Origin of the sequence: Roseivirga seohaensis subsp. aquiponti (assembly GCF_001267955.1) — a bacterium.
Lineage (GTDB): Bacteria > Bacteroidota > Bacteroidia > Cytophagales > Cyclobacteriaceae > Roseivirga > Roseivirga seohaensis.
This window is the reverse complement of sequence record NZ_JSVA01000008.1, coordinates 254,831-276,803: the sequence shown is the minus strand read 5'-3', so window position 1 is coordinate 276,803 and position 21,973 is coordinate 254,831. Positions and strand designations below refer to the sequence as shown.

Genomic DNA, 21,973 nt, shown 5'->3' with positions numbered 1-21,973 from the left:
TGTTCAGTTTAATCAATTTATAGAATGGTATTATTTAGACTATTGCCGTACTCAAAGCCTGTTTTAAGCATTTCCATAAAGCCTTTCATTTTATCTAACGGAATTAAATTTGGCCCATCACTTAAGGCCTTTGAAGGATCTGGGTGAGTTTCGATAAAGAACCCGTCTACACCAGTGGCTGCCGCAGCACGGGCCAAATAGGGAGCAAACTCTCTTTGGCCTCCTGATTTTCCATTCATTCCTCCAGGCTGTTGTACACTGTGGGTAACATCAAAAATAACAGGAGCAAATTGACGCATAACAGGAAGGGAACGCATATCTACTACAAGGTTATGATAGCCAAATGAAACACCGCGTTCGGTTAAGCAAACCTTCTCATTACCAGTAGATTTCACCTTGTTCACAGCATATTCCATATCTTCTGCAGCCATAAACTGACCACGCTTTATTTTGACGGTTTTACCAGTCTCACCAGCAGCTACCAATAGGTCGGTTTGTCTACACAGGTAAGCGGGAATTTGCAACGCGTCCGCCACTTCACTCACAGGAGAAGCTTGATATGATTCGTGAATATCAGTCACAATTGGTACGTGGTAATTTGCTTTGATCCTTGCTAGTACGTCTAAAGCCCCTTCGAACCCTACTGATCTAAATGAATCAACAGAAGTTCTATTGGCCTTATCAAATGAAGCTTTGAATACGTACTGGATATCCAGTTCAGAGCAAATTGCTATTAAGGTCTCCGCAATTTGTGCACAAATATCATAACTTTCAACTGCGCATGGTCCAGAGAACAGTACCATCTTGCCATTCCCTACTTCTACACTATCACTTAAGCGAAAACCTTGTTCAAACTTATTCATTTCTTAACTGTCTTTCAATAATTAACTCATAAAAACCTTGAGACTCTAAAACCAAATCGGCCAGTTCTCGTAGTGCTCCTTCTCCTCCTTTGGCTTGAAGCACCAAATCAACGTGTTCTTTCACTTTGTAGTGCCCATCTGCTGGTGTGGCAGCTAACCCACACTGTATCAGTACAGGAAGATCGTTAATATCATCACCTATAAAGGCCACTTCATCTGCATTTAGCCCGAATTCCATCAAAATATCATCAAACTTTTCTCCTTTTCTTTTCACCCCGTGGTAATGGAAATCAAATTTTAGCTCGTTGCATCGATTACGCACCACCTGAGAATCGCGCCCAGTGATAACACCTGTTAAGATTTCGTGAAGTTTTAAATGTTGGATAATCTGACCGTCTTTCACATTGAATTCCTTGGACTCCATGCCTTCATTATTATAAATGATACGGCCATCGGTAAGTACGCCATCAACATCGAAAATAATGGCTTTTATTTTTTTTGCTTTCTCAGCAATCTCAGTGGATATTCTCACAGCTTTAGATTTAGACAAATGTAGAAGGTTTTTTTTGTCTGGCATAATGCTTCGATTTTGAATAAAGCCGTAAAAACACTTTAAAACCATTGCCCTACTCCTCTTCTGAATCCAACATTAACTACTAACCTGAACTCGACTTTAAATACAGCAAGAACCGTATAGTTAAAACCCTCCAAAAGTTCTTATTCATAATACAGATGAACTCATTTGTTTTTCAATGAGAATATAGCGCCAACTTTTGGAGGGTCGTTCAGCTATAATATAATTTATGGCTATTTTATTAATCGGGTTCAGGCCACTATATTTAAAGTCTACATCAATTCACTACTTTATGAAGTCAGTCAAGTTTTTAGTCAGCTTACTTTTTACCCTTGGCATTTTTTACGGACTAAACACCAAGTTTGGAGATATTCCCCCGATGGGGAAATTTCTAAGTCCGAACCAAGGTTTCTGGAAAAACGAAGTCACTGAATCTGATGTGGCAAAAGAAACTTTAGAAATTTCTGGACTGAAAAGCCCTGTAACTGTGCATTATGATGAATCTCTGATTCCTCATGTATTCGCTCAAAATGATGAAGACTTGTACAGAGCTCAAGGTTACATCACGGCCCAACACCGACTCTGGCAACTTGAATTCCAGACCTTTGCTTCGGGTGGTAGACTTTCAGAAATAGTAGGCGAAACGGCCATTGAATACGACCGCGGCCAACGCAGAAAAGGAATGGGCTTTGGAGCTGACAATGCTTTAAAGGAAATGATGAAGCACCCTGAAGAAGTGAAACTACTTGAAGCTTACCGAGATGGAATTAATGCATACATCGAAAGTTTGAGTGTAGGAGAACTTCCGGTGGAGTACAAAATATTAGATTATCAGCCCGAACCTTGGACGACCAAGAAAACTGCCCTTCTACTGATGTACATGACGGACATGTTGGCTGGACGCGATGTAGATTTGGAAAATACGAATTTCGTGAAGCTATTTGGGCAAGAAACTTTCGATTTGCTCTTCCCAAATTTTTATGCTGACCAAGACCCTGTAATACCCCAAGAAAGAGATTGGAGTAGTTTTGATTTGGAAACCGTAGAAAAGCCAGACGTTGACTTCCCTAGTGATTTCATTAAAGAAACCATGGACAAGCCTAATCCGCACAACGGAAGTAACAACTGGGCTATAGCGCCATCCAAATCAGTTTCTGGCAATCCAATTTTAGCCAATGACCCGCATTTACAACTCAACTTGCCTTCGATCTGGTATGTAATGCAATTGGCCACTCCTGAGAAAAACACCTTTGGCGCTACACTTCCTGGGGCGATGGGAATCATTATTGGCTTCAACCAAAACATAGCTTGGGGCGTAACCAACGCCACCCGTGATGTAAAAGATTGGTACAAAATCGAATTTCAAGACGAAAACAGAAAAGCGTATAAATATGATAACGAGTGGAAAGCCACTACTGAGGTAATCGAAGAGATCAAAGTAAGAGGTAAATCTACGGTATACGACACAGTGACTTACACCCATTATGGCCCTGTAACCTACGACCACACTTTTAAAGGAAATGGTGAGAAAGTAGGCTACGCAATGAAATGGACGGGCCATTTGCCTAACAATAACCAACAGACTTTTCTGGATTTAAATAAGGCCACAAACTATGCAGAGTATGCGGCAGCACTAAAGCATTTTACCGCACCAGCACAAAACTTTGTTTTCGCTTCGCGCGAAGGCGATATTGCTCTCTGGGTTCAAGGAGAATTGGCCAATAAATGGCCAGAACAAGGTAAGTTTTTAATGGACGGTGCCGATTCTAGATATGAATGGCAATCATTCATTCCTCAAAACCAAAATGCTTATGTAAAAAATCCTGAAAGAGGTTTTGTGAGTTCAGCCAACCAACACCCCACCGATGAAAAGTATCCTTATTATGTATATGATGACGGTTATGAAACCTATCGTAACCGCATAATCAATAACTTTTTCAGAAGTAAGAAGAAATTCGATATTCAAGATTTTAAAGATTTACAAGCCAATAACTTTAATCTAAAGGCAGCAGAGTTAATTCCTACCATGCTCGACAATATGGACAGAAGTTCGCTTACTGCCAATGAAGAACAGATGCTCTCTACAATAGAAGATTGGGACTTCAACAATAACATAGATGCCGAGGGCGCTTCGATTTCGGAAAAGTGGTGGGATAACTTGTACCGAATGACTTGGGACGAACTGTACAACCTCGATGTCGCTATCAATCGCCCAAGCGATTACCAAACCATATGGTTACTAAAAAATCAGCCGAACCACCCTTGGTTCGATAGGAAGGAAACGTCAGAAATAGAAACCGCTAAAGACCTTTATTTTCAGTCGTTTAGAGATGCCGTGCAAGACCTAACCGTTTGGCAATCTAGAACAGGAAAGTCCCTGAAATGGGTGGATTATAAAGGTACTTTTGTTGGGCATTTGCTACAAGCGCTACCCGCTTTTTCAAGGTTTGATTTACCTATTGGAGGAAATTCAGGCATTGTAAATGCCACGAGTGAAAATCATGGCCCTTCGTGGAGAATGATTGTAGAATTAGGCAATGAGCCCAATGCTTTTGGAATTTACCCAGGTGGACAATCTGGAAATCCTGGCAGTAAATTCTATGACAATATGATTGATCGTTGGGCAGCTGGAGAATATATTCCACTCTTCTTTATGAAGTCCGCTAACCAAAGTTCAGACCGTATCATTTTTTCTCAAAACCTAAGCCCAGCCAAGTAATGAAAACGTTCATCAATATTATTCTAACTATAGTTATCGCCTTTATTTTAGGTCTGTTTCTTCCTTGGTGGTCTGTGATGATTGCTGGCTTTATTATGGGAGCCGTTGTAGGACTAAAAAAGGCCTCTTCTTTCTTTGTTCCCTTCTTGGCAATCGCCTTACTTTGGATCGTAAACGCATGGTTTCTGGCGCAACCCAACGATTTCACCATGACCAAGAAAATAGCGGTACTATTACCATTAGAAGGAAATACCTTTTTGCTATTTCTGATTACTGGAATTGTTGGGGGAATTGCTGCTGGAGTGGCCGGTGTTTTTGGTAACCAATGCAAGCAATTAATCGCAGGGAAAAAGTAGGATGAAAATTGAAGAGGACGAAAAACAGTATTTTGTAATTGATTTTGACAGCACATTTACTCAAGTAGAAGCACTTGATATTTTAGGGGAAATCTCACTTTCTAACCATCCCGAAAAGAACGCTCGACTACAGAAAATTAAAGACATTACCGACTTAGGAATGGCTGGAGAAATGTCGCTACGTGAATCACTCATTGCTCGTATTCAGTTGTTGAATGGCAATAAAGCACACCTTCCAGAATTAATCTCCCGTCTATCGAAACTGGTATCAAAGTCTATTGAAAGAAATAGTGTTTTCTTTAATGAGCATCCTGAAAACACTTTTATTATTTCGAATGGATTCAAAGAGTTTATAGTGCCTGTAGTCACCAATTTTGGCATTAAAGCCGATCATGTTTTTGCCAACGATATGGTTTTTGATGAAGATGGCAACATTATCGACCTTAACCGCAACAATGTTCTTTCCATAAATGGAGGAAAAGTAAAGCAGATTGAAGCGCTAAAATTAAAAGGCCAAATCAATATGATTGGCGATGGTTACACCGATTACGAGGTGCGTAAAGCCGGAATGGCCAATAACTTTTATGCTTATACCGAAAATGTAGAACGCGAACCCGTAAAGAAACATGCCGATCACATTGCCCCAAGTTTTGACGAAATTTTATACCATAAGAAAATGAGCGGAGCCCTATCCTACCCCAAAAACCGAATCAAAATGCTTTTGCTAGAAAGCGTTCATCCCAATGCGCTGGCCAAATTAAAAGAAGAAGGATTTAGTGTTGAGAGCTACCCTGCGGGTTTAGACGAAGATGAGCTTTGCGAAAAAATTAAAGGCATTCACGTTTTAGGGCTGAGGTCGAAAACACAAGTAACAGCCAAAGTGATTAGAGAAGCCGATAAATTGATGGCCATAGGTGCTTTTTGTATTGGCACCAACCAAATTGACACTGAGGCAGCCTTAGAAGCTGGAATCCCTGTTTTTAATGCCCCTTTCAGCAATACACGCTCGGTAGTAGAATTGGCCATAGCCGAAATGATTAGCCTGATGCGTGGCATTTCTGACAAGAACAGAGATATGCACCAAGGCATTTGGTCGAAAACGGCTAAAAACAGCTATGAAATTCGAGGAAAGAAATTAGGTATTATTGGTTACGGAAGTATTGGCGCACAACTTTCTGTTTTGGCCGAAAACCTTGGAATGGATGTTTACTATTACGATTTGGTTGAAAAACTAGCGCTAGGTAACGCCACAAAGTGTGATACCATAGAAGAATTACTATCCATTGCAGATGTTGTTTCTTTGCACATTGATGGCCGACCAGAAAACGGAAACTTCTTTCTAAGAGAGCATTTTCAGATGATGAAGGATGGCGTTATTTTCTTGAACTTGGCCCGTGGCCCAGTGGTTGATATTCTTGCCTTGAAAGAAGCCATTTTGAGTGGCAAAGTAATTGGCGCGGGAGTTGACGTTTTTCCAGAAGAACCTAAAAGCAATAACGATCCTTTTACTTCGGAACTCATGGGTTTACCCAACACCATTCTTACCCCACATATTGGCGGAAGCACTTTGGAAGCTCAAGAGAACATTGCTGATTTTGTGCCGCGTAAAATCATGGACTACATCAATACAGGAAATACAGAAAACAGTGTCAACTTTCCGAACATTACCTTACCTCCACTGAAAGATGCGCATAGACTTATTCACATCCATAAAAACAGGCCTGGAGTGTTGGCTAAAATCAATAATACTTTGGCCGAATTTGAAGCCAACATTGTAGGTCAGCACCTAAAAACCAACGAAACCATAGGTTACGTAATTACCGACATTAACAAACAGTATGGCAAAGAACTTAGCAAAGCCATGAAAAAGATTGAGCACACCATAAAATTTAGGATGCTCTATTAAATCTCCCTTAAAAGCATCATAGGTTTCAATACGGATAAAAGTCAATTTGCAACTGGCAAGGGAAAATGTACGATTTTAGATGTTTGAAGTACGAATGTCCAAAGCCCCGTACATTGTATATCCAACATCGTATATTCTATATTCTATTTAAGAAGCCAAAGTGAAATGCTCTAAAGCCTATAGCTTCAACTCTTATTTGTGGCTAAAAAAATGGCTTAGAACCAAAAAAGTCTGGCAAGCCAGACTTTTTTGGTTCTATTTAAAAGAGACTAATTACTTAGCTCTCCAAGCTTCTTGTTTAGCATTTTCACCAACCGTTACCAATAAACGGGTTGGGCCTGGCACTAATACCAATTTCACTTCTTGGTTAGGAAAATCGTCTACCTCTACAGGCACTCCTTCACCAAATTCAACATCATATCCGTACTTACCATCTTTATCTCGTTGCAAACGAATATAATTTTTGGCAAAATAGGCGATAGGCAGAAGCACATCATTATCAGGGCAAAATTCATCGTGCACTAAAGCAATGGCTTCTTCAAGTTCAGAACCGAACTCTTCGATAAACGCATCTTCTAGATCATGGAGCTCTTCCTCCAAGTCATCGTAACGTTCATCACTATAATCCATGTCGTCCAACTCATTGATTTTCTCTGCAATGGCAGCAAAATCATCATTCAGTTTCTCTACATTCATATTCTAAATACTAGGCGTAGCACAAAGAATGTAAGTTCAATTAAAACATGCAAGGCATAACAGAAAAAGGTTTACTAGAGGTCAATTTCCTTTTTAAAAGCAAGTAGAAAACCTAACTTTACCCAACGTATTTCTTAATACCATACTATTACATCTCACCTTAATTAATTATGACAACCAACATTCAAGACAAGGTAAATACTTGGTTAAATAGTAGCATTGACGAAGCCAGCAAAGCGGCCATTCGTTCGCTTCCTGCTGAAGAATTGAACGAAGCTTTTTATAAAGATCTAGAATTTGGCACTGGAGGTTTAAGAGGGATTATGGGAGTTGGTTCTAACAGAATCAACAAATACACTATTGGAATGGCTACTCAAGGCTTGGCCAATTACTTAGTTAAAACCTTTCCGAATGAAGCTATAAAAGTAGCCATAGCACATGATAGCCGTAATAACAGTCGATTCTTTGCAGAAACTACCGCTGCGGTTTTCTCAGCTAATGGCATCCACGTTTACCTTTTCGAGAGCCTCCGCCCAACGCCAGAACTTTCATTTGCCATCAGAGAATTGGGCTGTAAAAGTGGTGTGGTACTCACAGCTTCGCATAACCCAAGAGAATACAATGGCTACAAAGCCTACTGGGACGATGGTGCGCAAGTAATTGCCCCTCATGATAAAAATATCATAGCCGAAGTGCAAGCCATAGCCGGAATTGAAGCGGTGAAGTTTGAAAAAGACGACAGTAAAATTGAATTAATTGGGCACGAAATAGATGAGAAGTATCTGAATGCCATTGAGAAGTTAACCTTGGCACCAGAAGCCATCAAAAACCAGAAAGACCTTAAAATTGTATTCTCCCCTATTCATGGAACTGGTATTACTTTGGTACCCGGAATACTAAAGCGAAAAGGTTTTGAAAACGTATTCGTGGTAGAAGAACAGGCCGAACCCAATGGCGATTTCCCTACCGTAGTTTACCCAAATCCTGAGGAACGGGAAGCCATGACTTTGGCACTGAATAAAGCCAAAGAGTTAGATGCCGACCTTGTAATGGCCACCGACCCCGATGCCGATCGTGTAGGGATGGCTGCTAAAAACGATGAAGGTGAGTTTGAATTACTGAACGGAAATCAAGCTGCTAGTCTTCTGATTTACTACTTACTTAGAAAGTGGAAAGAGAATGGCAAACTCAATGGCAAGCAGATGATTATTAAAACCATCGTTACCACTGATTTGCTTACCCGAATTGCAGAAAAATTTGAGGTAGATTGCCCTGAAACGCTTACAGGCTTTAAATACATTGCCGCACTTATAAGACAAGAAGAAGGTAAAAAAGAATTCATTGGCGGAGGCGAAGAAAGCTATGGCTACATGATTAGCGATTTTGTACGCGATAAAGACGCTGTTGCTTCTTGTGCCATGCTTGCCGAAATGTGTGCTTGGGCCAAAGATCAAGGAATGTCTGTTTTCGACCTTCTAAAACAGGTGTATATTGAAATCGGATTCTACCTAGAAACACTGGTTTCAATGACAAAAAAAGGTATGAAGGGCGCAGACGAAATCAAGCAAATGATGGTGGATATGCGTGAAAAAACACCAACTACAATAGCAGGAAGCAAAGTAATTAAAACCATGGACTACCAGAGCTCGGTAGAAAAAGACATGATTTCAGGCTCGGAAAAAGCGATTGATCAGCCAAAATCAAATGTGCTACAATTCTATTTAGAAGATGGTACTAAAATCTCGGCTAGACCTTCTGGTACCGAACCAAAAATTAAATTCTACATCAGTGTGAACACTCCCCTTGCCTCAGCCGTTGACTTTAACGAAACAAAGCAATTTTTAGAAACTAGAATCGAAACCATAAAAGAAGCCCTAAATTTATGAGTATAGCAGCCCAATCCATTTCAGAATTAATCAACCGTGATTTAGATCGCCTTTCGAAAGAAGTAGAAGCTTATTCGAAAGAAGAAAATTTATGGATTACAGATGGAGAAATTACCAATACGGCAGGAAATTTAGTGCTTCATCTTTGCGGAAACTTACAGCATTTTATAGGAGCAGTTCTGGGGAAAACAGGATACGAAAGGAATAGAGATTTTGAGTTTGCAGGTAAAAATATAAGTCGTGCAGAGCTGCTTGGTTCAATTCAAGAAGCAAAAACTGCTGTAACCGACACACTCCAACGTTTGCCGGAATCGGTATTAAATTACCCCTACCCGCTGCGAGTTTTTAATAATAAAGAAATGAGCACGCTGTTCTTTCTTATTCACCTTCAAGGCCATCTAAACTACCATTTAGGACAAATTAATTACCATCGCAGGATTCTAGATAAATGATTAAACTAGAACAGAACGTTTCCCTCAAACCCTTCAATACCTTTGGATTAGAGGCCAAAGCTGCCCATTTTATTGCATTCACTACGGTAAACGAGTTGCTAGAAGCACTCAAAATGATTGAGTCTGACGAACCATTAATGGTTTTAGGGGGCGGTAGCAATATTCTACTCACAAAAGATTTTGAAGGCGTTGTTCTTAAAAACGAACTTCAAGGAATAGACCTTATTGATGAAGACAGAAACCATGTTTGGGTCAAAGCTATGGCAGGTGAAAACTGGCATCAATTTGTTTTACATTGTATTGAAAATGGCTGGGCTGGCTTAGAAAACCTTTCTCTTATTCCTGGAACAGTGGGTGCAGCACCTATGCAGAACATTGGCGCGTACGGAGTAGAAATTAAAGATGTTTTCCACTCCTTAGAAGCGGTTGAAATAGCATCAGGAAAATACCAAGAATTTACAGCCGAGGAATGTGAGTTTGGCTATCGCGAAAGCGTTTTCAAAACTTCCTTGAAAGGAAAATACATCATTACTTCCGTAGTATTTAGGTTAGATAAAACCCCAACCTTTAACACTTCTTATGGTGCTATTCAGGCTACTTTAGACGAAATGGGAGTAACCGATTTGAGTATTAAAGCCATTAGCGATGCAGTTATCAAAATCAGGCAAAGCAAACTTCCCGACCCTGTAGAAATTGGTAATTCTGGCAGCTTCTTTAAAAACCCTACCATCGACAATATTGACTATCAAGGCCTTAGGGCTGAATTTCCAAGTATTCCGGGGTACAAACTACCTGAACAAAAAGTAAAAATTCCAGCAGCTTGGCTCATTGAACAAGCAGGATGGAAAGGAAAAACCTTTGGTGAAATTGGTGTACACAAAAATCACCCCCTCGTTTTGGTAAATTACGGCAATGGAAAAGGAGAAGACATCAAGAAACTAGCTTTGGAAATAAAGGCCTCTGTTGCTTCTAAATTTGGAATCGAAATCACCCCTGAAGTGAATATCATTTAATCCTTCTTCAACTGGTTTCAATTCCATAAATTCGACCCCTCAAATTTATCCAAGATGTCGAAACGTACGCCCGCCATGCCGTTTATTTTGGCAACCATTCTGATTGACATTATTGGAATTGGAATTGTTTTGCCCGTAGTGCCTACGCTTATTTTAGAGTTAGGGGGCGAGTCCATCAGCGAAACAGCCAAAATCGGAGGTTTACTCGCCTTATCCTACGCCTCTATGCAGTTTGTATTCTCCCCTATTTTGGGAGGGCTGAGCGACAAGTATGGCAGACGCCCGATTCTTCTTATCTCATTATTTGCATTAGGCATCGATTATTTTATTGCGGCCTTATCACCAACTTTGGCTTGGCTTTTTCTGGCAAGAATTGTAGCTGGTATTGGCGGAGCAAGCATTACAACCGCCATGGCCTATATTGCTGATGTAAGTCCTTCAGAAAAGCGAGCTCAAAACTTTGGCATGATTGGAGCAGCCTTTGGCGTTGGCTTTATCATTGGCCCACTGACAGGAGGTTTACTTGGTGAAATTGGCCCCAGAGTACCCTTTTTCGTAGCATGCTGCTTAGCACTTCTCAATTGGCTGTATGGCTATTTCATCCTTCCAGAATCGTTAACTCCTGAAAATAGAAGACCTTTTTCGTGGAAACGGGCTAACCCAATTGGTTCATTAGCACAACTAAAGAAATACCCCGTCATCATGGGTTTAGTATTTTCTTTGGTATTGATCTACATTGCCGCCCATGCCGTGCAAAGCAACTGGTCGTTTTTTGTGATTGAAGAATTTCAATGGTCAGAAGCCCAAATCGGATACTCTTTGGCATTTGTAGGACTGATGGTAGCCTTAGTACAAGGACTGCTTATTCGCGTGGCTGTACCTAAGTTAGGACAGAAGCGCGCTGTTTATATTGGCATTACCTTTTATGCTTTGGGTTTATTACTCTTCGCATTCGCTAATAAATCATGGATGATGTATGCCTTTATGATTCCCTATGCTTTGGGCGGTTTGGCTGGGCCAACACTTCAAGCCATTATGTCGTCACAAGTACCCGCCAATGAGCAAGGTGAATTACAAGGCGGTTTAACCAGCTTAATTAGTGTTACCTCAATTATAGGCCCACCTTTAATGACAGGTATTTTTGCCTACTTCACAACCGAAGGCAACTTCTATTTTGCGGGAGCCGCCTTTTTGCTTGGTGCAATTCTTACATTTCTGAGTGTAATTTTTGCTTACCGAACCCTACGCAAAACTAACTTGAGTTAGGTTTACCTTTAAAATTCATAACCAATACCGCTATTCCTCGGTTATACCTAGGGCATTAAATCATTAATTCCGATCTTAGAATTTTATAACCAAAAGGCAGATTTATGAGTGAAGTTGAGTTCACTACTTCAGAAACAGAAAGCAAATACCTTAAGCTAAATGTTAAAAATGAAACCGACAGGCTTGAAGCCGTGGTTTTAGGCATTGGCACTGATTTAGGAGAAGAATCAGAAATAAACCCAACCAGTAAACACCATAAGGAAGAAGGAACATACCCAACGGAAGAGGATATTCAACATGAAATTTCAACTTTTGAAAAAGTGCTTAAAGCTTTCGGAGTGGAGGTGTATCGCCCAAAAAACATCGAAGGCCTAGAGCAGGTTTTCACACGTGATATTGGGTTTGTAATAGACAACACGTATGTGGTAGCCAGTATGCAAGAAGAAGTTCGGCAATTGGAACTTCCTGGGGTAAGGCATATCACCAATAAAATAGATCCACAAAATATTATTCACCCGCCAAAAAACGCCAATGTTGAAGGAGGTGATGTCATTCTATGGAACGATCATATTTTTGTAGGAATTAGTGCTCGCACCAATTGGGAAGGTTATGAATTCGTTAAAGCCTCTTTCCCTCATAAACAAGTACACGCTATTCCTTTAGTGGTTTCCGAAGATCGGAAGAAGAACATTCTCCACTTGGATTGTACCTTTCAACCCATCGGAACTAAAGAGGCCATCATCTATGAAAATGGCTTTGCTGAGTACCCACAAATTATCTATGACCTTTTTAAAGAAGAGGATATGATTAAGGTAGATCAGGCTCAGATGAATAGAATGTTTCCTAATATTTTCTCGCTTTCACCAAAAGATATCGTAGTAGAAAGATCATTCAAGGCGCTGATTGCTGCTTTAAAAGAGCGAGGTTACACAGTGCATGAAGTAGACTATACTGAGAACTCAAAACTTAGCGGTCTGCTCAGGTGTTCTACCATGCCACTGAGACGTTCCTAAGATTCGAGTTTATTTCCATAAATGAAAAGAGGCGATCAAATTGATCGCCTCTTTTAGTTGTAGTAACCCAATATATGGTATGTTATTTTTCAATGAATGATAGCTCTACCCTACGGTTAAAGGCCCTACCTTCTATTGTATAGTTTGTTGCAATAGGTGTGTCTTCACTAAAGGTTTTCACTTCTAGCTGACTTGGATTTACTCCTTTACTTATCAAGTAATTATATACCTCGGTGTATCGTCTGATACCAAGCGCTACGTTATACGGGTTCGTTCCGTATTCATCAGTATGGCCAGCAACCATCACTCTCAAGTCTCTGTTTTCTACCAAAAGTGCCGCAGCCTCATTTAAGCGTTGGAAGAATTCTGATTTGATGTTATGCTTATCGAAATCGAAGAATACATTTGGAAGCTTAATTTTCTTTTCGACTGGTGCCGCAGCAATAATTTCTTTAGGCTCTTCTGCTGGAGGCGCTACTTCCTCTACTACTTCTTCTGTCACTTTAGGTTTTATGCCTTCAATCGATGGCGGGTCAACAGGCAAGTTGGTAGGGTCAAGATCGAAACCGTTAATCATTTTCACATAAATGGTTTCATCATTCTTTTCACAACCCACATAGAAATTTTGGTCTACATCAAATTGATCTCTGAAAAGCACACGAATGGTGTGTTTCTTCTCATAAATTGTTTCTCCATTCAGCACCGCTCTTAAATCGAAAGACCTTTCGATAGGCATCACCATTTTATAAACTCCGTATTCATCTGTAGTTGTTGAAATCGGCCCATCTTCGCCTTCTACAGTAATTGTAGCATTGGCCACAGGTGTTACCCCATCGCATTCTAAAAATTTACCTTGAATCTGAGATTGATTGAACATAAGAATACGGTAAATATCTACTTGTCCATAGCCTTCAGGGCGGCTAGAAGATAGATATGCAAAACCGCCATACATTGTAAAGAAGGTGTCGTCATTGGGCAAGTTTATTGGAGCACCCATATTTTCAGGCGTGTTAAATTTACCGGTAGCGCTATCGTATTTGGTTGAAAAAATATCATACCCTCCCATTGAGTCATGTCCTCTTGAAGAAAAATAGAATGTACCATCTTCAGCTACAAAAGGAGCATCATCATTTAATGGTGTATTCAATTCAGTAATTGGTGCAGGTTTGCCCCATTTTCCTTTTTCATCTTTATGCATAATGTATAAATCAAGGTTTTCAACCTCATGATTAATATCTGATGCATAAATCATTGAATTACCATTATTATAAATGAAAGCGTGTGAATCCCATCGTTTTGAGTTAATAGGCAAAGGCTCTCTTTTACTCCAAGTGCCATCCTTTTTCTTTTGCGAGATGAATAAATCTTCATCATAGAAAGTGATTAGAGTGCTGTCATTATTAAAAAGTTGAATTGGCGCTTCGTTAGCCGTTGTGCTGGCAAATCCTTCCAATGGATTGTCTTTATCCCACTCATCAATATCATTCATGTCGGCAGTAAGTACCTGCTCATAGGCCTCTCCGTCATCAGCTACTTTAGCAGTACCCTTTCTTCTTGCTGTGAAATAAATACCTCTTTGATCGCCAGTTACTACCTGACTATATTCATTTCCGTCCGTATTGATATTCGGCCCAAGGTTTTTAATAATAATGTCTCGAGGGTTGGGTAAATACTTTTTCGCATTTTTGATATTACTACTCACCAACAGGTAGTCTGGCCTTAAAAAATCATCCAAATCCTGCATTCTAACTCTTTGAATGGTTTGTTCGGCTTCGTCTACTTGTTCATTCAACAAGTAAGCTTTAGCAAACTTTACCCAAAAATAAGGCGAATCCTGAGCAAAGGCCGTAGACTCATTGAAGAGACCAATGGCTTCTTCTAGCCTATATCTTTCAGTATGGCATATAGCTGCCAAAAATTTTGCTTCATTGTTCTTCGGGCTCTTTTTAATGATAGGTTCTAGCATTCCCAATGCTACTTCCCAATCGCCCTCTTCCATAGCCGCATAGGCTTTATTGAGGTTTTGTGCTTGACTCACAGTAGTCAGGCACAATAACAGGAATGAAAAAATTATGGCACTCTTCATAATCTAAAGTCTATAGTTAGTTGTGTACTAGAAAAAGCAAAGTCAGTCGGAAGAATGGTGATTGGATTGAGGCAATGGCTGGTAAAACCATCGTGACGAAGTTATGAAGAATTTTCTATATTAAAAAAGAACAAGATAACTCTAAATGACTAAGATATTGTGACCATCGACATAAAAGGGTAGCTTATCTCCAATTTTCAATTGATTTTTAGCAAACACATCAACCGAATGATTACCAACCTTCAACTTAATCAAGTACCCATTTCCCTTAAAAAAAGTAGCTGAAACCACCCCTTCAAGCTTTAAAGCACCAACTTGGAATTCCGTTTCAAAACTTTCTGAACGAACAACAATTTGCTGCCCCTTTTTAATGTTCATTTTTTTATGGAAAACACTTAAAAACTCAGCTTTACTAAAAATATTGACGCTTCCGAAAAACGCTGCAATTTCAACGCTTTTTGGCTTGTTGTAAATATTCAATGGAGAATCAAACTGTAGCAATTTACCGTCAGACATAAAGCCAACCTTATCTGAAAGCATTAGTGCATCTTGAGTATCATGCGTTACCATAATCAAGCTCAATTGTTGATTTCGGATAATTTCACTCACTTCAACAATAAGTTTACTCTTAACAATAGGATCTAGATTGCTAAATGGCTCATCCATTAAAAGAAGCTCAGGTTCTTCGGCAAGTGTTTTAGCCAAAGCCAAACGCTGCTGCTGGCCACCAGAGAGTTCTCGCGGTAATCTTTTTCTAAATTCTTGAAGATGACAAATCTCTAAGAGTTCTTCCACTCGATCATTTTGATAGTCTTTATCAAATAATAAGAGTGGATATTTAATATTTTCCTCCACGGTTCGATTTGGCATTAATCGCAAATCTTGGAACACCATTTTTATTCCTTCTTGGCCAGGAATAAGCTTATCTTCTGGCTTATCCAATTCCTTTCCTTGAAAACAGATGGTTCCTTTTTCTGGCGAAATCAATCCGCCTATCATTTTCAATAAGGTAGATTTACCTGAACCACTGGCGCCTACAAAGGAAATGATTTCGCCCTTCTGCATTGAAAAAGCCAGATCAGAAACCGCTGGCTTTTCACTACCCGAATAGGTTTTTGATACTTTATTTACTTTAAGAAATTTCAATAGCTTCTTATTTACCTTTGGTTTCCAACAGGTTATTTTTCATAAGAAATACGATAAATCACACCAGCAACATCATCAGAAACTAGAATAGAGCCATCAGGCATTTCTAAAATATCTACAGGCTTTCCCCAACCCTTATTGGTTTTTTGATCTAACCAGCCAGAAGCGAAAATTTCACTACTTATTACCTTATCTCCTTCTACCTGAACAAAGCGCAACTGGTAACCAATATGCCCTGCATCTAGCGAGCGATTCCATGAACCATGTTGAGCAACAATAATATTGTTTTTATACTTGGCTGGAAACATATCTCCTTGATAGAACCTTAGGCCTAATGGAGCAGAATGCGGTTCAAACTTATATTTTGGCTCTGTGAAATTCGTTCTTGGAAATTTATCGCCAAAGTCTGGGTCTGGAATATCGCCTTGGTGCCAATAAGGAAACCCAAAATTCATCCCTTTTTCTGGAGCAAAATTAAGTTCACAAGCTGGGATATCATCCCCCATCATGTCTCTTCCGTTATCGGTAAACCACATTTTTTGGGTCTTTGGATCCCAAGCAAATCCTACACTATTTCTTACCCCAGTAGCATATATTTCCATGTTCGAACCATCAGGATTCATTCTGGTTATCGATGCATAAACTTCCTTTTCGCTCTCGCAAACATTGCAAGGCGCTCCTACTGGAACGTAAAGCTTGCCATCAGGACCAAAGGCAACAAACTTCCACCCATGATGAGCGTCTGTTGGGTAATCTTCGAAAATCACCTCTTGTTTTGGGTCATCCAAATTATTCATGATATCAGGAAAACGGAGGATTCTGTTGACTTCGGCCACATATAAATCTCCGTTATGATAGGCCACACCGTTGGGCATATTCCAATCCTTACCTGTTTTTGATGCCCATTTGTACGTCTTATCAGCTACCATGTCTCCATCAGTATCGGTAAGCGCATACACATTCTTTCTTCTTCTGTTTCCAACAAACACGGTTTTCCCATCAGGAGTACTGCTCAATGAGCGTGCGTCTGTAATTCCTTCTGCATAAATAGAAATCTTAAACCCTTCAGGGAGTTTGATTTTCGACAAATCAATTTCGCTTTGCGCCCAAACATTGACGTTAGCGCCCATTAGCGTGAGCAAACCAATTGAAAATATTCTTGAAATACCCTTTATCATATCCATTTCATTTAGTCGCGAAAGGTAGACTATTAACCGCTAAGAGTTAAAAAAGATTTGACAAATGGATATCTACCAATAATACTTTTATAAACGTTTGAATTGGCTTTACAAACACTAATTTTGCGGCATGATTGCAATCAACAACTTATCGTACCTTATTGGAGGGCGAGCCCTTTACGAAAACGCCTCACTTCATATTAAGTCGAAGGATAAAATCGGTTTGATAGGCCTTAACGGAAAGGGTAAGTCAACACTATTGAGAATTATCGATGGGGAGTTCCCTCCTACTTCTGGCGATGTAAGTAAAAGTAAAGATTGCAGCATTGGGTTCTTAAATCAAGACCTTCTCTCTTATCAGTCTGAAGAAAGTATTTTAGCCGTAGCCATGCAAGCCTTTGGTAAAGCGAATGAGCTTCAAGCTACCATAGAGCGGATTCTAAAGGAAATGGAAACCAACTATCACGATCAGTTGGTAGATGAATTGGCCAAAGCGCAAGACCAATTCGAAACGCTTGGTGGCTATTCTATGCAGTCGGATGCCGAGGCAATTCTGGAAGGAATTGGTTTTAGAACGGAAGACTTAAACCGTCCGTTGAAGGAGTTTTCAGGAGGGTGGAGAATGAGGGTAATGCTGGCCAAGTTACTCCTTGAAAAGCCTTCGTTATTAATGCTCGATGAGCCTACTAACCACTTGGATTTACCTTCCATTCAATGGATAGAAAACTATTTAAAAACTTATGAAGGAGCGGTAATAGTAGTTTCTCACGACCGTTCCTTTATCGATAATGTTGCTACTTCAATTGTAGAAGTTGCTAACCAAAAACTGACGCAGTATAGCGGTAATTATTCCTTTTATATGAAGGAAAAACAAATGCGTGAAGAAATTCAAAAGAATGCATTTGAAAACCAGCAACAGCAAATTAAGCAAACCGAACAGTTTATTGAGCGCTTTCGATCTAAAGCCACAAAGGCTCGTCAGGTTCAATCTAGGGTGAAATCTTTGGAGCGAATGGATAAGATTGAAGACATTGTTGATGATTCAATGGTGATGAATTTCAAGTTCGGTTTCAAACAAAAGTCTGGGCGATCTATCATTGAATTGGATAATATTTCGAAATCCTATGGCGACTTAACCATTCTAAAAAATACCACCGCCAAAATTGAGCGAGGCGATAAAATTGCATTGATTGGCGCCAACGGAAAAGGTAAATCAACTTTGCTCCGCGTGATTGCTGGAACAGAAAAAGTGACTGGCGAGAGAAAGGAAGGCTTTAATGTTTTGACTACATTTTATGCGCAGCATCAGTTAGAAGCCTTAAACGTTAACAACGAAATTCTTCAGGAGCTTTCTCAGGCAGGTAGTGAAAAATCAGAAATGGAGTTAAGGGCGATTCTTGGTTGCTTTTTATTCTCGAATGACGATGTTTTTAAGAAAATTAAAGTACTCTCTGGGGGCGAAAAATCAAGAGTGGCTTTGGCTAAAACTTTGATTTCAGAGGCCAACTTCCTGATGATGGATGAGCCTACTAACCATTTGGATTTTCTATCTGTTAATATCCTCATTCAAGCCTTACAGCAGTATGAGGGCACTTTCCTAATCGTATCTCACGACAGGCACTTTATTTCGCAAATCGCGAATAAGATTTGGTACATCGAAGACCATCAAATCAAGGAATACCCAGGTACCTATGATGAATACGTGTACTGGCAACAGAAAAAGGAAGCAGAACAAAAGCCGAAAGTTGCTGAAGTTAAAGTGCAAAAAGAAAAGCCTACTCAGCAACAAAGGCCGCCAAAAGATCCAAATCTACAGGAGTTGAAGAAGCTTCAAAACCAGCTTGGGAATGTAGAAAACGAGATAGAAAAGTTAGAATCGAAAAAAGGAGCTTTAGAAGCTGAGATGGCTAAACCAGAGATTTTTGGAGATTTTAATAAGCTGCAAGAAAAGCAATCGGAATACGATGAGTTGACTAAAAAACTAGAAACGGCTCAGAGCAGTTGGGAAGAAATTGCCGAAATGATTGATACGATTGAGGTGAATTAATTTAATTCTATTTTAATCTTCACCACCTTTTCATCATTTAGGCCAGTGGTAGGGTATGGATTTACCTCAACTAAGGTGACCAAGTACTCTTCCACTTGCACATGGATGTATTCAACATCATTCAAATCAATATCATAAATTTCGTTTCTCGTCCACTTTATTTTCACGGCCGATCTGCCTTCCCATATACAATTTGTATTTTCTGGGCAACGAGAATCTTCAACCCCCACCAGTTCAAGCACCGAGCCATCAATCAATCTTTTAGGTTGATTTAACCTTAGAGAGAATTCACCGCCTTCAAACACCTCGTACTCCTCATCGCAGGAAAAAACCATGGAGGAAATAAAGATTAAAAAAGCCACTAAAATTCTCTTATCGATCATCATAACCTGAAACTAAAGTTCAACTATTACACATTTACCATCCACACAAGTTACTTCTGGAACAGCCATTATGCTACAATCACTTATCAAGCCAAACCTACGATTTACTTCATCTTGCAATGCAGTGTATTCATTACTTTTCTTTTCTAAAAGAGCCTCATCAACATTGCTGCTATAAATCACATAAGTTGAAGGACCACCGCAAGCTTTTTTTCCATAAGCTAATACTTTGCAGTCACCTCCACCATTGCATGACTTATCTGCCACCATACCTTCAATATCACTCTGAATGTCTCCTAACCTAACTAAGGCTTCCTCCAAGGTTGCATTCTTATCTAAACCAAATTCATCAATTTTAGAGCAACTTATTAGTACGTACGCCCCTAGAGCAATGCCAAAAGCAATAACTAACTTTTTCATATTAATTCTATTTACGATTTAAAAAATAATTTAAGCTAAAGCCTACGCCCACCACAGATGGACTAGATGGAGATGAAGTTTCTTGATTGGTAGAGTTTAAAAACTTCCTGTAATAGCCTTCGGCAGAAATGCCCCATTCTTCGCTCAACTTGTAATTTAATGCCAAAGCACTTAAGCCAGCCACATTAAAACGGTCAAACAAACCATCATTTGAAAAATTCACTTTACGAACCTCAAGCGACTCTAATTCACCTTTTATTTGATAACTCAGGAAATAATCTGCACTGAGCCCTGCCTTCATTTGCATATTGAATTTACCTAATTCTAATAACTTAAATGATGCTTGAACCGGAATAGAGATACTCTTAATTGTATTGGTTATATCATAATTACCCGTAAAATACACTTCGCCAGAATAGCCTGCGGGAATATAAATAGGGTAAGAAACGCCATTTTCAACAGAGTAAGCATTTGATTGATTGGCAAAACGATACTCAGAATACCGAGCCCCTAAATTCAAGCCCCATCTATCTGTTAGTTCAAAGCCTAAGCCCGCGCCAAAACCCAATGAGCCTAATTGTTTATCGCTACCATTACTTACTGAAGATAAAGCCACATCGTTAGTACCAGTAGGAGAATCAGTCCTTGAAAACATATCTAATGAATTACGTGAAGGATTTGGGTTAAAGCTTCCTCCACTCAAACCTCCAGTTAAGGCTAAAGCTTTCGGTTCATTTTCCATGAAACCTTCAGTTTTATAATCTTTCAAATCCAATGAAGCTACCATATGCTTCATGTCCCATAATCCCTTTAATATATGAATACTGCGCTGCGGGGCTCTCAGTTGAGCATAATCTAGCTGCTCACTATTTCTTTTAAATTCAGACGATTGAACCAACGCCAATACCGTATTTTCTTCTTTCTGAAAGGGTTTTGAGCTAGGGTATAACTCAGAATTATGGCTTGAATTTGAAGCTTGGAGCCTAGTACTTATTTCCTCATCCAACTGGTCATTTGTTGAAGGTTTATCAATAGGTGCTAAAACACCATCTTGATCCGTGGTGTTTTGTTTATCTGTATCACTTTCAGATGACTTATTCTGTACCTCAGCTTTACTTTCCTTCGTTAGACTTTGTTCATTTCCCTTAAAGCGATCAGAAAAAAGAAAGCCAAAACTTAAAATCAAAGCTATACCAGCCGCTATACCATAAGTTTGCCAATAGAAGAACACTCCTTTCTTCTTTTTAGCTTTTAAACCAGCTTCAACACCAGCCCAAACGCGATCAGAGGGCTTAAACTCAGCCCCTTCAAACATTTCCTTTAACCCGTTCTCAAAATCGCTCATCTGACAAATAATTAGTTTGAACAACTTTATTGGCATCATCAATCATTGATCTTAAGAGCACTCGTGCTCTAGAGTATTGTGACTTAGATGTGCCTTCACTTATCTCCAACATTTCTGCAATTTCCTTATGCCCATATCCTTCAATTGCAAACAGGTTAAAGATGGTTCTTGACCCCACTGGCAACTTCTGCATCATGGCTAGAATTTCTGTAAAATGCATATTAGAGAGTGTCAAATCAGACTCAACATGCATTAGAGCCACTTTCTCTATATCTAGCATGGGTTGCTGATACATTTTCTTTCGGTTATGATTTATGGCCGTATTGATTACAATCCTTTTTAACCATGTAAGAAATTGTGCTTCCTTTCTAAAAGAATCTAAACTGTTGAAAATCTTAATGAATGCATCTTGCAAAATATCCTCTGCATCTTCTTGAGACTTGGCATAGCGCATTGCCATGGGCATTAGTTTTTGCGCATACCGGTCATAGAGCTCTCGCTGAGCCTTATGATCCCCTTTTATGCTACGTTCAATTAGATTTTCGTCTAGGTTCATTTATGCAGAAGTACCGGTTTCCTTCTTCCGATTTGTTAGACACCAAACACAAAGTTAGGGTTGTAAAC

19 protein-coding genes are annotated in these 21,973 nt (G+C 39.6%); 9 read left to right on the top strand and 10 right to left on the bottom strand.

Annotation, left to right across the window (positions count from 1 at the left end; genetic code table 11):
• Nucleotides 1-17: 17 nt before the first annotated feature.
• Nucleotides 18-863, bottom strand: coding sequence for a 3-deoxy-8-phosphooctulonate synthase (kdsA, locus tag OB69_RS08140; protein ID WP_053223207.1), 846 nt, complete (start codon nt 861-863; stop codon nt 18-20).
• Nucleotides 856-1,440, bottom strand: a complete 585-nt coding sequence (locus OB69_RS08135) for a KdsC family phosphatase (RefSeq protein WP_053223206.1) — start codon at nt 1,438-1,440, stop codon at nt 856-858. The genes kdsA and OB69_RS08135 overlap by 8 nt, the downstream gene beginning before the upstream one ends.
• 289 nt (nt 1,441-1,729) lie before the next feature.
• Here OB69_RS08135 and OB69_RS08130 point away from each other — a divergent pair, with 289 nt between their 5' ends.
• Genes OB69_RS08130 through serA form a run of 3 tightly spaced genes read left to right on the top strand, consistent with a single transcriptional unit; the run spans nt 1,730 to nt 6,418 of the window.
• Nucleotides 1,730-4,156: a penicillin acylase family protein gene (locus OB69_RS08130; RefSeq protein WP_053223313.1), complete on the top strand. Its 2,427-nt coding sequence runs from the start codon at nt 1,730-1,732 to the stop codon at nt 4,154-4,156.
• Nucleotides 4,156-4,512 (top strand): hypothetical protein, encoded by a 357-nt coding sequence (locus tag OB69_RS08125; RefSeq protein WP_053223205.1) that lies wholly within the window; start codon nt 4,156-4,158, stop codon nt 4,510-4,512. Before OB69_RS08130 ends, OB69_RS08125 begins: the two co-directional genes overlap by 1 nt.
• Before the next feature lies 1 nt (nt 4,513).
• On the top strand, nt 4,514-6,418 hold the full coding sequence (gene serA / locus OB69_RS08120) for a phosphoglycerate dehydrogenase (RefSeq protein ID WP_053223204.1): 1,905 nt from the start codon (nt 4,514-4,516) through the stop codon (nt 6,416-6,418).
• A 273-nt stretch (nt 6,419-6,691) separates the two neighbouring features.
• Here serA and OB69_RS08115 read toward each other — a convergent pair whose 3' ends face one another.
• Nucleotides 6,692-7,114: a hypothetical protein gene (locus tag OB69_RS08115; RefSeq protein WP_053223203.1), complete on the bottom strand. Its 423-nt coding sequence runs from the start codon at nt 7,112-7,114 to the stop codon at nt 6,692-6,694.
• A 170-nt stretch (nt 7,115-7,284) separates the two neighbouring features.
• Between OB69_RS08115 and OB69_RS08110 the strand changes: the two genes are divergently transcribed.
• The 5 genes from OB69_RS08110 to OB69_RS08090 all read left to right on the top strand — a co-directional run bounded on the left by OB69_RS08110 (nt 7,285) and on the right by OB69_RS08090 (nt 12,744).
• Nucleotides 7,285-9,000, top strand: a complete 1,716-nt coding sequence (locus OB69_RS08110; protein ID WP_053223202.1) for a phospho-sugar mutase — start codon at nt 7,285-7,287, stop codon at nt 8,998-9,000.
• A complete protein-coding gene (locus OB69_RS08105; RefSeq protein WP_053223201.1) occupies nt 8,997-9,452 on the top strand; it encodes a DinB family protein in 456 nt (151 codons plus the stop codon). The genes OB69_RS08110 and OB69_RS08105 overlap by 4 nt, the downstream gene beginning before the upstream one ends.
• Nucleotides 9,449-10,465 (top strand): UDP-N-acetylmuramate dehydrogenase, encoded by a 1,017-nt coding sequence (murB, locus tag OB69_RS08100; protein ID WP_053223200.1) that lies wholly within the window; start codon nt 9,449-9,451, stop codon nt 10,463-10,465. The genes OB69_RS08105 and murB overlap by 4 nt, the downstream gene beginning before the upstream one ends.
• A gap of 54 nt (nt 10,466-10,519) precedes the next feature.
• Entirely contained in the window at nt 10,520-11,731 is a 1,212-nt protein-coding gene (locus OB69_RS08095; protein WP_053223199.1) for a TCR/Tet family MFS transporter, read from the top strand.
• A 104-nt stretch (nt 11,732-11,835) separates the two neighbouring features.
• Nucleotides 11,836-12,744: a dimethylarginine dimethylaminohydrolase family protein gene (locus OB69_RS08090; RefSeq protein WP_053223198.1), complete on the top strand. Its 909-nt coding sequence runs from the start codon at nt 11,836-11,838 to the stop codon at nt 12,742-12,744.
• 82 nt (nt 12,745-12,826) lie between these two features.
• Here OB69_RS08090 and OB69_RS08085 read toward each other — a convergent pair whose 3' ends face one another.
• The 3 genes from OB69_RS08085 to OB69_RS08075 form a co-directional block, all read right to left on the bottom strand.
• Nucleotides 12,827-14,830 (bottom strand): OmpA family protein, encoded by a 2,004-nt coding sequence (locus OB69_RS08085; RefSeq protein ID WP_053223197.1) that lies wholly within the window; start codon nt 14,828-14,830, stop codon nt 12,827-12,829.
• Nucleotides 14,831-14,971: 141 nt separating this feature from the next.
• Complete coding sequence (locus OB69_RS08080) at nt 14,972-15,976, bottom strand: ABC transporter ATP-binding protein (protein ID WP_053223196.1); 1,005 nt, start codon at nt 15,974-15,976, stop codon at nt 14,972-14,974.
• A gap of 32 nt (nt 15,977-16,008) precedes the next feature.
• Entirely contained in the window at nt 16,009-17,154 is a 1,146-nt protein-coding gene (locus tag OB69_RS08075) for a PQQ-dependent sugar dehydrogenase (RefSeq protein WP_053223312.1), read from the bottom strand.
• A 130-nt stretch (nt 17,155-17,284) separates the two neighbouring features.
• Between OB69_RS08075 and OB69_RS08070 the strand changes: the two genes are divergently transcribed.
• Complete coding sequence (locus OB69_RS08070) at nt 17,285-19,201, top strand: ABC-F family ATP-binding cassette domain-containing protein (protein WP_053223195.1); 1,917 nt, start codon at nt 17,285-17,287, stop codon at nt 19,199-19,201.
• Here OB69_RS08070 and OB69_RS08065 read toward each other — a convergent pair.
• The 4 genes from OB69_RS08065 to OB69_RS08050 are packed head-to-tail and all read right to left on the bottom strand — an operon-like array spanning nt 19,198 to nt 21,905.
• Nucleotides 19,198-19,587 (bottom strand): hypothetical protein, encoded by a 390-nt coding sequence (locus OB69_RS08065; protein ID WP_157608513.1) that lies wholly within the window; start codon nt 19,585-19,587, stop codon nt 19,198-19,200. The two genes, OB69_RS08070 and OB69_RS08065, sit on opposite strands and share 4 nt — an antisense overlap.
• A 9-nt stretch (nt 19,588-19,596) precedes the next feature.
• Entirely contained in the window at nt 19,597-20,004 is a 408-nt protein-coding gene (locus OB69_RS08060) for a hypothetical protein (RefSeq protein WP_053223193.1), read from the bottom strand.
• Nucleotides 20,005-20,011: 7 nt separating this feature from the next.
• Entirely contained in the window at nt 20,012-21,349 is a 1,338-nt protein-coding gene (locus OB69_RS08055; protein ID WP_053223192.1) for an outer membrane protein, read from the bottom strand.
• Nucleotides 21,336-21,905 (bottom strand): RNA polymerase sigma factor, encoded by a 570-nt coding sequence (locus OB69_RS08050; RefSeq protein ID WP_053223191.1) that lies wholly within the window; start codon nt 21,903-21,905, stop codon nt 21,336-21,338. The genes OB69_RS08055 and OB69_RS08050 overlap by 14 nt, the downstream gene beginning before the upstream one ends.
• Between the last annotated feature and the right edge of the window lie 68 nt (nt 21,906-21,973).

Coding starts and splice junctions, on each gene's coding strand:
- OB69_RS08125 (WP_053223205.1), top strand. CDS start 4,156: ATGAAAACGTTCATCAATATTATTCTAACTATAGTTATCGCCTTTATT.
- serA (WP_053223204.1), top strand. CDS start 4,514: ATGAAAATTGAAGAGGACGAAAAACAGTATTTTGTAATTGATTTTGAC.
- OB69_RS08110 (WP_053223202.1), top strand. CDS start 7,285: ATGACAACCAACATTCAAGACAAGGTAAATACTTGGTTAAATAGTAGC.
- OB69_RS08070 (WP_053223195.1), top strand. CDS start 17,285: ATGATTGCAATCAACAACTTATCGTACCTTATTGGAGGGCGAGCCCTT.
- OB69_RS08095 (WP_053223199.1), top strand. CDS start 10,520: ATGTCGAAACGTACGCCCGCCATGCCGTTTATTTTGGCAACCATTCTG.
- OB69_RS08055 (WP_053223192.1), bottom strand. CDS start 21,349: ATGAGCGATTTTGAGAACGGGTTAAAGGAAATGTTTGAAGGGGCTGAG.
- OB69_RS08060 (WP_053223193.1), bottom strand. CDS start 20,004: ATGAAAAAGTTAGTTATTGCTTTTGGCATTGCTCTAGGGGCGTACGTA.
- kdsA (WP_053223207.1), bottom strand. CDS start 863: ATGAATAAGTTTGAACAAGGTTTTCGCTTAAGTGATAGTGTAGAAGTA.
- OB69_RS08115 (WP_053223203.1), bottom strand. CDS start 7,114: ATGAATGTAGAGAAACTGAATGATGATTTTGCTGCCATTGCAGAGAAA.
- OB69_RS08130 (WP_053223313.1), top strand. CDS start 1,730: ATGAAGTCAGTCAAGTTTTTAGTCAGCTTACTTTTTACCCTTGGCATT.
- OB69_RS08085 (WP_053223197.1), bottom strand. CDS start 14,830: ATGAAGAGTGCCATAATTTTTTCATTCCTGTTATTGTGCCTGACTACT.
- OB69_RS08135 (WP_053223206.1), bottom strand. CDS start 1,440: ATGCCAGACAAAAAAAACCTTCTACATTTGTCTAAATCTAAAGCTGTG.
- OB69_RS08090 (WP_053223198.1), top strand. CDS start 11,836: ATGAGTGAAGTTGAGTTCACTACTTCAGAAACAGAAAGCAAATACCTT.
- OB69_RS08105 (WP_053223201.1), top strand. CDS start 8,997: ATGAGTATAGCAGCCCAATCCATTTCAGAATTAATCAACCGTGATTTA.
- murB (WP_053223200.1), top strand. CDS start 9,449: ATGATTAAACTAGAACAGAACGTTTCCCTCAAACCCTTCAATACCTTT.
- OB69_RS08050 (WP_053223191.1), bottom strand. CDS start 21,905: ATGAACCTAGACGAAAATCTAATTGAACGTAGCATAAAAGGGGATCAT.
- OB69_RS08075 (WP_053223312.1), bottom strand. CDS start 17,154: ATGATAAAGGGTATTTCAAGAATATTTTCAATTGGTTTGCTCACGCTA.
- OB69_RS08065 (WP_157608513.1), bottom strand. CDS start 19,587: ATGATGATCGATAAGAGAATTTTAGTGGCTTTTTTAATCTTTATTTCC.